Origin of the sequence: Pseudomonas persica (assembly GCF_900291015.1) — a bacterium.
GTDB lineage: Bacteria > Pseudomonadota > Gammaproteobacteria > Pseudomonadales > Pseudomonadaceae > Aquipseudomonas.
The window spans coordinates 1-237 of record NZ_OLKL01000369.1; the positions used below are offsets into that span (position 1 = coordinate 1).

At 42.6% G+C, this 237-nt stretch carries 1 protein-coding gene; it reads right to left on the minus strand.

Annotation, left to right across the window (positions count from 1 at the left end; genetic code table 11):
- Positions 1 to 237, minus strand: a 237-nt coding sequence (locus FQ664_RS26925) for a molecular chaperone TorD family protein (RefSeq protein ID WP_178091133.1), incomplete at both ends; no start/stop codon positions are given.

A 237-nucleotide genomic window follows, 5' to 3' on the forward strand; every position in this document is an offset into this window, starting at 1 on the left:
TGGTTACCCTGTAAAAACTCAGTCATGCGTGCATTAGCATCGCCATACAGCAACTTGTCCTCTCCAAGAAAATACGAGGCATAAGGTAAAGCCGAACTTCGACTATCTAGTAAAAAACAAGAAGCAAAATCAGCCATCAAGTTAATACGCTCATCTTCCGTACCTTTCAGAGAGGAAGCAAACTCTTCCAGAGGAGATACTTCTGCTTCAAAACCGATCTGCTTAAGTACTCCAAGC